This is a genomic window from Shewanella fidelis ATCC BAA-318 (assembly GCF_000518605.1).
Lineage (GTDB): Bacteria > Pseudomonadota > Gammaproteobacteria > Enterobacterales > Shewanellaceae > Shewanella > Shewanella fidelis.
In genome coordinates this window covers 217,365-228,149 of the sequence record NZ_KI912461.1, presented here as the reverse complement: position 1 = coordinate 228,149, position 10,785 = coordinate 217,365, and the positions used below count along the sequence as shown (strand labels likewise).

Genomic DNA, 10,785 nt, shown 5'->3' with positions numbered 1-10,785 from the left:
TGTGGAGTAGGGTGAAGCCCTTGTGCTTATCAAACGAAGTTTGATGCAAGGGGTGAACGCGGAGAGCTTGCTCGAAGCTGGCCATTTCCAGGCTTTAAATTAAGTGAAGAAGCCACCTACTCTTATATGATAAAAGCAGGTGGCTTTTTTGCGTTTGGGCGTTTGTAAAATACTGAACGCTAACTTATCTAGAATACAGCTACCCGTAAAGGTGACTGCTTCACTTAAGGTAGGTAGTAGGCGTAAATGCCATTCTTAGTGGTAAAGAGTCGACGTCGGTCGATAAATGTTCCTGACAATATCGACACTTCCGCCATTCTTGGCGGTCGCCCGCCGCTGAGCGGGACCTGAAACAGCATCCATGCGTTTCAGGCATTCGGCACATTCATGTGCCTTGCCTCCGGCTTCGAAGGCAAGCTTCTCCGCGTTCACTCTTCACTTAAAGCAGAGGGGCTGAATACTGCTTATTCAAAGCGTCTCACTTTCACCCCCATGTGTTCGCTGCGCGAACTAAGAGAGTGAGGCGAGGATGTGTCTATGAGCGTGAAAGTTTAGCGTAGTTGGACATTTTCAGGCTGCAAATTAAGTGAGAGAGTTCTTATCCTCAAATGCCATGGATGGGGGCAATGTCTTATGTAGTTTGGAACATACAAGATCATGCCGCTCGAAACGACTGTGAGCAAAGTTGAACGAGGTTCAAACTTTAAAATATCAGAGTTGGAGAACCACGCTATTTGGGAGTGCTTAGGGCGGCGTCTGTTACGTTGAGTAGTGTTGAATGGCAACTATCATTATTACAGCTATTAGGCTTGGGTAAGTTTGCTAAAAACCGCTTTGAGCAGATCAAGCCTTATGCGATTGGTATTACTTATCTTGTCTAACTGGTGTCAATGCAACTGCTTGGGGCTGAAGGCTAGGCTGGTCTATGGGGGCGTGGTTTAATTATATCTAGCTGTCATATCAAACAGTGAATTTTGTGGTTTATTCACAGTGCTAACATTGTACGTTTTATGGCGTGTTGAGCTCGTTTTGCTATAGATGTGTAGAAAGTTTCTATTAAACGCCTGAAAAAGCCGCAAACAGTGGCTTTAAAGCAAAAAAGTGCTTTACCTTTTGCCCAAGATTAAGCAAAATCTAACACATCAACAGGGGTATAGTTCCAATTGGTAGAACAGCGGTCTCCAAAACCGATGGTTGCGAGTTCGAGTCTTGCTACCCCTGCCAAATTCAGAAAAAGCCGAGCATTAGCTCGGCTTTTTCGTATCTGCAGTTTAGCCATGTTTTGCTCTAGTTTTTAGCGATAAATACAAAGGTTGCCTGAAAAAACTGCAGTTAGTCGTATGTTCTTCAAATAGTGCTTTACCTTTTAAGCCTGTTTAAGCATAATGCGTTCCAACAACAGGGGTGTAGTTCCAATTGGTAGAACAGCGGTCTCCAAAACCGATGGTTGCGGGTTCGAGTCCTGCCACCCCTGCCAAATTCAGAAAAAGCCGAGCAAATGCTCGGCTTTTTCGTATCTGTAATTTATCATTGGTTCACAGAGTTTATGTGATTGCAATATCAGCTATTTTAATCATACTTCTGTAGCTGTTATGCTTGCGATACTCCATTTTGCTTTTAAGTTTGCTTGAGTCGTCATGGAAAAGAATGCTTACCTCGATGCCATGGGCATTACTCGCTGGAAAAAGGCTACGCCTCAGGCTGATATTTTGACGATATTGGTTAATCCGTTACGCCTAAAAGAGGTTGATAGTCCTCTTTTTACTACTGTGCTTAAGTTCATTGGTGTTGATATTGCACAATGTCGGTTTGCAACACGAGCTGAGCCTTCTGCAAAGGTTATTTGGGATATGCGTGGCAAACAAGCTGTTGCTGGTGAAGAGTGCCTAGTTTCGGCACCTATTAACGAATTGGAAGCAAATGCAGATGCTAAGAGGGCGCTTTGGGGCTCTATGCAAGCTTATATGGCGCAAAAGGCTGGTAAATGAATACAGTGTTATTAACTGAGGCGATGGTACCTCAAATGGCGCTTGTCGCGGCTAAAGCCCATAGTCACCCTATGAGTGAGGCAACGATCAAGAGTTGTTTTGGGCATTTGTATGCTAGCTTCGGTGTTGTTGATGGTGATGCTTTGTATGGCTTTGCCATTTTGCATCAGATTTTTGAAGATGCGACTTTGATGGATATTTGTGTTGATCCCAATCATCAGGGAAAAGGTGTCGGCAAAGCATTATTAAATTCCGTTATCAATGCCGCGAAAGAGAAAGGTGCTGAGGTATTATTGTTAGAGGTAAGGCAATCAGGTACAGCTGCTCGAGCCTTATATGAAGCGGCCGGTTTTGCAACCACAGGGATCCGTAAAGGTTACTATAAGACTAGCGTCGGTAGTGAGGATGCTATATTGATGCAGCTGTCACTCTAAATAGCCGTGTCTCAGATATAAAAATAGCGCCATTGGGCGCTATTTTTGTTTCTGACTTGGTTATTTTACTTCTTTGCCTTGTGCTTGAAGATCTGCATGGTAACTAGAGCGTACCAATGGACCACAGGCTGCATGAGTAAAGCCGATGCTTTCTGCTAGCTCTTTTAGCTCATCAAACTCAGCTGGAGAAACATAGCGCTCAACAGGTAAGTGGAACTTTGATGGCTGTAGGTATTGACCTAATGTAAGCATCTCAACATCGTGCGCGCGTAGATCACGTAATACCTGAGCTATCTCTTCGTTGCTTTCGCCTAGACCCATCATCAACCCAGATTTAGTCGGCACATTTGGATGACGTGCTTTGAACTTCTTCAACAGATCAAGCGACCACTGGTAGTTAGCGCCCGGGCGTGCTTTACGATAATGCATCGGCGCAGTTTCTAAGTTGTGGTTAAATACATCTGGTGGCTCAGTGGCTAAAATGTCGAGTGCGGCATCGATGCGACCACGGAAGTCTGGCACTAAGATCTCAATCTTAATCTCAGGATTTAACAGGCGGATCTCGCGGATGCAATCGGCAAAATGCTGTGCACCACCGTCACGTAAATCATCACGGTCAACTGAAGTAATAACTACATACTTCAGTTTCATATCCTTAATTGTTTGGGCTAATTTCTTCGGCTCTTCTGCATCTGGTTTTAATGGGCGTCCATGGGCAACATCGCAGAATGGGCAGCGTCGGGTACAAATTGCACCTAAGATCATAAAGGTGGCAGTACCGTGGTTGAAGCACTCAGATAGATTAGGGCAAGACGCTTCTTCACAAACTGAGTGTAAACCGTTTTTACGTAATGCTTGCTTGATATCAGTGATACGCTGATTTGACGGTGGTAGCTTTACTCGCAGCCAATCAGGCTTTCTAAGCATGGTATCACGTTCAGATGGCACCACTTTTACAGGGATGCGTGAAACCTTATCGGCGTCTCTTAGTTTAACGCCAGGTTGTAATCTTTCAGGCCTATTCATATGACTCTGGTAATCCTTGGTGGTGAACTAGCTTATCTAAACCGAGTTCTTGGCTGAGAGTTTCAATTAGCTGCAGACCTGCGTCCTCGACGGTTTGCGGTCCACCTAGCTGCTTGCATTGGATCATTTCCATTCCTGCGTAACCACAAGGGTTAATGCGCTGAAAAGGCGACATATCCATATCGACATTAAGGGCCAATCCATGGAAAGAACATCCTTTACGGATCCGTAAGCCTAAGGATGCAATTTTGCGTTCTTCAACATACACACCTGGCGCATCAGCTTTTGCATAAGCTTCAATCTGATAGCGCTTAAGCATGTTGATAATGCTTTGCTCTATATGAGTGACAAGTTGACGTACACCCACTTTGAGACGTTTAATATCGAGGAGAGGGTAAACAACCAATTGTCCCGGCCCGTGATAAGTAACTTGGCCACCACGGTCAACCTGAATAACAGGAATGTCACCAGGATTTAGAATATGCTCACTCTTACCTGCTTGGCCTTGAGTGAATACGGGATTATGTTCAACAATCCAGATCTCGTCTTGACTGTTTTCATCGCGGTTATCTGTGTAGTGCTGCATAGCATGCCACACAGTTTCGTAATCTTGCTTACCTAAATTGCGAATGTGCAAAGCGTTGTCGTACAAGGGCAACCTCTCCCCTCAGATATTTGTGCGGGCTATTATACGCTGCAAAATGATAAATGTAATCCAGATCACATTTATCATTGATGAGTAATATTTACAGTACGCGTTTTACACCGTCAATTGCGGCGAATTGAGTGTAAAGTTGTTCAATATGATCTTTACTGGTTACAGTTACACGAATAGTAACTGAGTAGTAAGTGCCTTTGCTCGAGGCTTTAGTTGATGGTGCGTAATCTCCTGGCGCTAAGCTTTGTGCTACTGCAACAACTCGGTCAGCTAAAGTATCGCTGGCATCACCTACAATTTTAAATGGAAATGAATTAGGAAATTCCATTAACTCATCAAATTTAGTGTCTAACATTTTTGGCTCTCAACAATTTCAATTACAGTGATATGGTGGCAATTATACCTAATTCAAGGCCATTGCGCTTGTTTGATGATAACGGCTTTAGCTAAAGGGGGATTATCGCAATTAATATAAACATTTGAACGCCAGTTTAGTGCTCCTTTGGCTGGCTGATTACGATTAAGCAGAATTAAGGCACAAAAAAACCACCCTAAGGTGGTTTTTTAATGTGGGCTAGTGATTAACTAAACCAACCAGAGAACATTTGCTTGAAGTAATCCATTAGCTTACTGAACCAGCTGCCTTCATTGACTTCTTGTAAGGTTACTAGTGGGAATTGAGCAATATCCTTACCGTTTAGTTGGAAGTAGATGCGGCCCACGGTTTCGCCTTTAGCTATCGGTGCTTTAAGCTCTTTAGTTAGCTCAAAGTTGGCTTGTAGGTTTTTAGCTTGGCCACGACTGATAGTGATAGGCGTGTCAGTGGTGACACCCAAGTCTACCGTTTCACGATCACCGTACCAGATTTTTTGGGTTACGAAGGTGTCACCTGCAGAGTATGGTGTGACAGTTTCAAAGAAGCGGAAACCATAGTTAAGTAGCTTCTTGCTTTCTGCTTTACGTGCCGCTTCACTCTTAGTGCCCATAACGACTGAGATTAAGCGCATGCCATCTTTGGTTGCTGACGTCACAAGGTTAAAGCCAGCGCCTGAAGTATGGCCTGTTTTAATACCATCAACGTTTAAGCTTTTATCCCATAACAAGCCATTACGGTTATATTGCTTGATGCCGTTATAAGTGAAAGACTTTTCTTTGTATACTGCGTACTCATCAGGGACATCACGAATGATCGCCGCGCCGAGGATCGCCATATCATAAGCAGTGGTTTTGTGATTGTCAGAATCTAAACCATGGCTATTTTCAAAGTAGCTATCTTGCATGTTTAGCTGCTTTGCCCATGAATTCATTAGATCAACAAAACCGTCTTCAGTACCAGCGATGTGTTCAGCCATCGCAACGCAAGCATCGTTACCAGATTGAATGATGATGCCTTTATTTAAGTCTTCTACAGAAACTGTTTTGCCGACTTCAATAAACATTTTTGAAGAGTCAGGGAAGTTCTTCGACCAAGCATTTTTACTGATAGTGACTTCATCCGTAGGAGAGATGTTACCTACTTTGATCTCATGACCAATAACATAACTGGTCATCATTTTAGTCAAACTGGCCGGGTTTAAGCTTTCGTAAGCATTTTCTTCAGCAATGACTTGTCCTGTATTGTAGTCCATTAACACATAGGCTTTAGCTGCTACGGTTGGTGCATTTGGAGTAACTACAGGTGCCGCTTGTGCTGACAAAACTGAGACTGAGCTCGCAAGCAGAAGCGTTTTTAAAGGTTTATTGAGTAAATTCATATTAATAATGCACGTCTTAATAGTTTAGGTATGAAGAAAGTGTAATTCCTACGAGTATATCATTAGTCGACAACGGAATTCAGCGTTGGTTCATTAAACATGGTTCATTCAGTCAGCAGGTAACTGCTTGGGTAACCCTCTTTTTTTAACTTTTCCGTTAGCTTATTGGCGATAGTCGACTGAGATATCGGTCCAAGTTGTAATCGATATAGATTATCACCGGTTTTTACTCGGCTTTTTATTTGGTATTTTTGCTCAAGGCTAGTTGCTAAGCTTTCAATGCGTTGCTTGCTTGACGAGGCCACCACCTGAATAAAGTGCTGTTTTGTGCCTTTTAGCTCAGCAAGTGCCGCAGACTCAGGATCGGCAATATAGATGACCTCTAAGCTGACGTTAGCTGTGCCTGTTTTGAGCATATCGAGTCGATGCGCTGCTGCGTATGAGAGATCGATAATCCGATCTTCATGAAATGGGCCTCTATCGTTGACTCTTACTATCACTGTTTTGTCATTTTTAAGATTAGTGACTTTTACATAGCTAGGCAGCGGCAAAGTTTTGTGAGCCGCAGACATTGAGTACATATCATAGGTTTCACCGTTGGAGGTTAGATGGCCATGAAACTTAGCTCCATACCATGAGGCAATACCTTTCTCTGCGTAGCCTTCGCCTGTACTCATCACATTGTAGCTTTTACCCAAAACCGTATAGGTACTCTTATTTCCCCCACGGCTATAGGGTTCATATTTAGGGTGGGCATCTTCAACTTTGGTTACATCTGGTGCTGATGCTGGAGCCTTATCGTTGTCTAATTCATAGCGACCATTACTGGAACAGGCTGCTAGTGCGGTAATGATAACTAAAACGCTAAGGACTTTATTGAGTAACATATGCTTGCTTTAATTCCTGGCTAAACTGATAAACCGCCATCGCATACAGTGGGCTGCGATTATAGCGGGTGATAACGTAAAAATTCTTAAGGCCTAGCCAATATTCATCATGGTCTGCTTGTTCTAGTTTAACTAGCATTGCAGGCTGAGAAACATCTAAATCAATCGATTTAGCCAAAGATATCTCTGGCGATAAAATATCCGCGACTTTGTAATGTAAACGTTCGCCAGCCCATACCTTTAGGTTATCAGGTAAATCTTTATTCAAGGTTAATTGTAGAGTAACCGGTTGGTCTTTTTGCCAGCCATGCTGGTGAAAATAGTTTGCGACGCTACCAATAGCATCGGCTTTACTGTTTAGTAGATCGCGCTTACCGTCGTTATCAAAATCAACCGCGTAGTGGCGATAGCTAGAAGGAATAAATTGTCCAAATCCCATAGCACCAGCATATGAGCCTTTTAAACTGTTAATGTCGAGTTGTTCTTCTTTGACCAAAGATTGCAAATTAGCAAACTCGCTACGGAAAAACTTAGCCCGTGGCGGGTAGTGAAAACCTAAGGTGTATAGCGCATCTTTAACTGGGTAATTGCCCATATAGCCACCGTAATAGGTTTCAATACCAATAATTGCTACTATGATTTGCGGGTCGACATTGAACTCTTTTGCTGCTTTGGCAATTGTATCGGCATGCTCATTCCAGAAAGCTAAGCCTTTTTCTAGGCGTTTATCTGTCAAAAAAATTGGGTAATACTGGTGCCAAGGTTTGGCTTCCCATGGCTTGGTCATGGCATCGATTACAGCTTGGTTATATTCAGCATTGTCGATGAACTGAGTGATCTCTGCGGCATCAAAACCGTTTGCGATTTGGCTGTTAATAAATTCTGCTTTTAGCGCTTCGACTTCCGCATTGGTAGGAGCGGCAATGGCAGAGCTGGAGAGAATAGTAAAAGCTAAAGGTGTAACCAAGCGCTTTAAAAGAGTCATTTACAAGCTGTCCTTATTAAATGAATAGCATTGTGGTAAAAATATTGAAGGCGCCACAATGCTAATATTGTTTTGATTAGCTAATTGTTATCTATCAATAAAGCGTCGATGAGTATGGATACTCATTAAAATACCAAATCCAACCATTAGCGTTAGCATAGATGTACCACCATAGCTGATTAATGGCAACGGTACACCAACAACGGGTAAAAGCCCTGAAACCATACCGATATTAACAAAAATATAGACGAAGAAAGTTAGGGTGATACTACCGGCCAGTAAACGGGCAAAGCTCGTTTGTGCCCGTGAGGCAATGACGAGTCCACGCCCAATGATATAAAGATAAAGTGCTAGTAGCAGTAAAGCACCGATCAAGCCAAACTCTTCTCCGATTACGGCGAAGATAAAGTCGGTATGACGCTCAGGTAAAAATTCCAGTTGTGATTGAGTACCTTGCAGCCAACCTTTACCAAATAAGCCACCAGAGCCAATGGCTATTTTAGATTGAATAATATGATAGCCAGCACCAAGTGGATCTTTTTCAGGATCAAGCAAAGTGAGTACACGAGTGCGTTGATAGTCATGCATTAAAAAGAACCACAGCACGGGTAGCATAGCTAATACACTGCCAATGAAAGTACCTACAATTCGCCAGCTCATACCCGATAAAAACAGGACGAAAATACCCGATGCCGCAACCAAGATTGAAGTACCAAGATCCGGCTGTTTAGCAATTAATATGGTAGGTACCAATAAAATGACACCTGCACCTGCAAGATAGCGTTTTTTAGGTGGCAATGGGAATTTACTGATATACCACGCCATAGTAATAGGGAAGGCGAGTTTCATTAGTTCAGATGGTTGAAACTCCATAAAACCCAAGTTTAGCCAGCGCTGTGCCCCTTTATTGATCTCACCAAAAAAGTGCACGCCTATGAGTAATATAATGCCGGTTATATAAATCGGGAACGCCCAGCGTCTGAGCACTTCGGGGTTAATTTGCGCGACTGCAAACATCACCAAAAGCGACAAGCCCATGCGGAAAAGTTGTCGATCCATAAGCGCGAGATCTTCGCCGCCAGCAGAGTAAATGACAAATAGACCAAAGCCCATTAGGGTTAATAGGCCGAATAAAAGCGGCAGATCTATGTGTAAGCGCTGCCAGATATTTGGACGAGAATTGTGTGCGCTCATTTGGCTTTATTCCATGAATCTCTTAATAAATACTCATCGAGCAGTGCTCGGGCGACAGGGCCTGCATTCACGCCACCCCAACCGGCGTTTTCAAGCACAACAGCCAATACGATTTTAGGGTTTTCATAGGGGGCGTATGCAACAATTAAAGCGTTATCTCTAAGCCGCTCATCAATGTTGTCGGCATCGTACTCTTCATCTTGGGCAACACTAAATACCTGTGCCGTACCGGTTTTCATTGCGGCAGTGTAGAGGGCATCGGTAAAGCGAGACTTGTGTGCAGTATCGCGCATTGCTTCATTGATGATGTCCCAGTTCTTGGGATCCTTTAATTCGATTGGCGGCAATTCATCAGGTGGCGTATCGATTTTTGCGGTCTGATCTTGAATTGATTTCAAAAAATGGGGCACAAAGCGGCGACCGTTATTTGCCAGAATTGCGGTGGCATTTGCAAGTTGCAACGGCGTTGTGGTCCAGTAACCTTGACCAATACCCACAGAGATAGTATCACCTATGTACCAAGGCTGATTATAGCGTAAACGCTTCCAATCTTTAGATGGCATTATACCGGCAGATTCTTCAAAAATATCGACGCCGGTGCGCTCACCAAAGCCAAATGGCTGCATAAAGTTGGCGATAGAATCGACACCGGTTTTGTAAGCTAAATCGTAAAAGTAAGTATCGCAAGAGCTAACGATAGCGCTGTTTACATCAACCCAGCCGTGGCCCCAGCGTTTCCAGTCACGGTACTTTCGCTCGACCCCCGGGATTTGCCAAAAGCCAGGATCCCAAATACGGGTTTTAGCGGTAACGGTTTTGTTTTCTAGCCCAAGTAGGGCTAGGTGAGGTTTAACCGTAGACGCTGGCGCATATTGGCCTTGGGTTGCACGGTTAATCAGTGGCTTTGATTTTGAATTCAACAGCTCACTATAAGCCTTACTGCTAATGCCGTGAACAAATTGGTTAGGATCGTAAGTCGGACTAGAAACCAGTGCTAAAATGCCGCCATCTCTTGGATCGATAGCCACAATTGAACCACGGCGGCCATTGAGTAGCTCCATGGCTTTTTTCTGTAAGTTAAGATCTAAGGTCAGATAAATATCTTGCCCAGGAACAGGCGGCTCAGATTTTAGAATACGGATCGTACGGCCACGGTTATTGACCTCTTCTTCAAGGTGTCCGGGCTTGCCAAGTAACATACTCTCATAGAACTTCTCGATACCTTGCTTACCAATATCTTTGGTTGCAGCATAATTCGCCCAAAGGTTGTTACGCTCTAACGAGGTTTGGTCGCGGCTATTGATTTTGCCGACATAACCTAAAGCATGGGTCATTAAGCCATTGTATGGATAGTGTCGTTTCAGGCCTGCTTCAACAGAGATCCCAGGAAAGCGGTGCTGATTAACACTGAACTCGGCAACTTGCTCTTCAGTGAGTTTATTTTTAATTGTCAGCGGTTTGAAACGGCGATGGTATTTGAGTGCATCAAGCACACTTTGTTTTTCATCAGCTGATAGTTCAATGACTTGGCTAAGATCATCTAAAGTTTCAGTGACGTTTTTTACCTTTTCAGGCACCATTTCTAATGAGAAGAAAGGCTGGTTTTCCGCCAGCAACTGCCCATGACGGTCGTAGATCAGGCCGCGACTTGGCGCGATAGGAACAACACGAATACGGTTATCATTTGAGCGAGTTTCATAATCTTTAAAAGAGATAATTTGCAAATTATAAAGATTAACCAGTAGCAAGCTCAGCAGGATAAATACACATAAAAACGTAAACAGGGCGCGACTTTTAAATAGCGACGCTTCAGCCGCATGGTCGTTCATGGTTATGCGCTTTCTTGGGGACACTTACAT

The 10,785-nt window shown here is 43.6% G+C and carries 10 protein-coding genes and 2 tRNA genes; 4 read left to right on the top strand and 8 right to left on the bottom strand.

The genetic code is table 11. From position 1 onward, the window contains the following. The first annotated feature begins 1,147 nt into the window (after nt 1-1,147). The 4 genes from L884_RS0120505 (at nt 1,148) to rimI (ending at nt 2,422) form a co-directional block, all read left to right on the top strand. A tRNA-Trp gene (locus L884_RS0120505) sits at nt 1,148-1,224 on the top strand. 176 nt (nt 1,225-1,400) lie between these two features. Beyond that, nucleotides 1,401-1,477 (top strand) — tRNA-Trp (locus tag L884_RS0120500). A gap of 160 nt (nt 1,478-1,637) precedes the next feature. Beyond that, on the top strand, nt 1,638-1,988 hold the full coding sequence (locus L884_RS0120495; protein ID WP_028769242.1) for a DNA polymerase III subunit psi: 351 nt from the start codon (nt 1,638-1,640) through the stop codon (nt 1,986-1,988). Continuing rightward, complete coding sequence (gene rimI / locus L884_RS0120490; protein ID WP_028769241.1) at nt 1,985-2,422, top strand: ribosomal protein S18-alanine N-acetyltransferase; 438 nt, start codon at nt 1,985-1,987, stop codon at nt 2,420-2,422. Before L884_RS0120495 ends, rimI begins: the two co-directional genes overlap by 4 nt. A gap of 60 nt (nt 2,423-2,482) precedes the next feature. Here the strand turns inward: rimI and lipA are convergent, their stop codons facing one another. The 8 genes from lipA to mrdA all read right to left on the bottom strand — a co-directional run bounded on the left by lipA (nt 2,483) and on the right by mrdA (nt 10,779). After that, on the bottom strand, nt 2,483-3,448 hold the full coding sequence (gene lipA, locus L884_RS0120485) for a lipoyl synthase (RefSeq protein WP_028769240.1): 966 nt from the start codon (nt 3,446-3,448) through the stop codon (nt 2,483-2,485). Beyond that, nucleotides 3,441-4,100, bottom strand: coding sequence for a lipoyl(octanoyl) transferase LipB (gene lipB, locus L884_RS0120480; protein WP_028769239.1), 660 nt, complete (start codon nt 4,098-4,100; stop codon nt 3,441-3,443). The genes lipA and lipB overlap by 8 nt, the downstream gene beginning before the upstream one ends. A gap of 94 nt (nt 4,101-4,194) precedes the next feature. Then, nucleotides 4,195-4,461 carry a DUF493 family protein YbeD gene (gene ybeD / locus L884_RS0120475; protein ID WP_028769238.1) on the bottom strand — a complete coding sequence of 89 codons (267 nt, stop codon included), beginning with the start codon at nt 4,459-4,461 and terminating at the stop codon, nt 4,195-4,197. Between the two features lie 226 nt (nt 4,462-4,687). Beyond that, nucleotides 4,688-5,860, bottom strand: a complete 1,173-nt coding sequence (locus tag L884_RS0120470; protein ID WP_028769237.1) for a serine hydrolase — start codon at nt 5,858-5,860, stop codon at nt 4,688-4,690. Nucleotides 5,861-5,964: 104 nt separating this feature from the next. Beyond that, on the bottom strand, nt 5,965-6,747 hold the full coding sequence (locus L884_RS0120465; RefSeq protein WP_028769236.1) for a septal ring lytic transglycosylase RlpA family protein: 783 nt from the start codon (nt 6,745-6,747) through the stop codon (nt 5,965-5,967). Further along, a complete protein-coding gene (mltB, locus tag L884_RS0120460) occupies nt 6,734-7,732 on the bottom strand; it encodes a lytic murein transglycosylase B (protein WP_028769235.1) in 999 nt (332 codons plus the stop codon). Before mltB ends, L884_RS0120465 begins: the two co-directional genes overlap by 14 nt. An 87-nt stretch (nt 7,733-7,819) precedes the next feature. Next, entirely contained in the window at nt 7,820-8,926 is a 1,107-nt protein-coding gene (rodA, locus tag L884_RS0120455) for a rod shape-determining protein RodA (protein ID WP_028769234.1), read from the bottom strand. After that, nucleotides 8,923-10,779, bottom strand: coding sequence for a penicillin-binding protein 2 (gene mrdA / locus L884_RS0120450; RefSeq protein ID WP_028769233.1), 1,857 nt, complete (start codon nt 10,777-10,779; stop codon nt 8,923-8,925). The genes rodA and mrdA overlap by 4 nt, the downstream gene beginning before the upstream one ends. Nucleotides 10,780-10,785: the final 6 nt, after the last annotated feature.

Bases quoted from the DNA above. Each gene is read 5' to 3' on its own strand.
- L884_RS0120495 (WP_028769242.1), top strand. From the start codon at position 1,638: ATGGAAAAGAATGCTTACCTCGATGCCATGGGCATTACTCGCTGGAAA.
- rimI (WP_028769241.1), top strand. From the start codon at position 1,985: ATGAATACAGTGTTATTAACTGAGGCGATGGTACCTCAAATGGCGCTT.
- lipA (WP_028769240.1), bottom strand. From the start codon at position 3,448: ATGAATAGGCCTGAAAGATTACAACCTGGCGTTAAACTAAGAGACGCC.
- ybeD (WP_028769238.1), bottom strand. From the start codon at position 4,461: ATGTTAGACACTAAATTTGATGAGTTAATGGAATTTCCTAATTCATTT.
- L884_RS0120470 (WP_028769237.1), bottom strand. From the start codon at position 5,860: ATGAATTTACTCAATAAACCTTTAAAAACGCTTCTGCTTGCGAGCTCA.
- L884_RS0120465 (WP_028769236.1), bottom strand. From the start codon at position 6,747: ATGTTACTCAATAAAGTCCTTAGCGTTTTAGTTATCATTACCGCACTA.
- mltB (WP_028769235.1), bottom strand. From the start codon at position 7,732: ATGACTCTTTTAAAGCGCTTGGTTACACCTTTAGCTTTTACTATTCTC.
- rodA (WP_028769234.1), bottom strand. From the start codon at position 8,926: ATGAGCGCACACAATTCTCGTCCAAATATCTGGCAGCGCTTACACATA.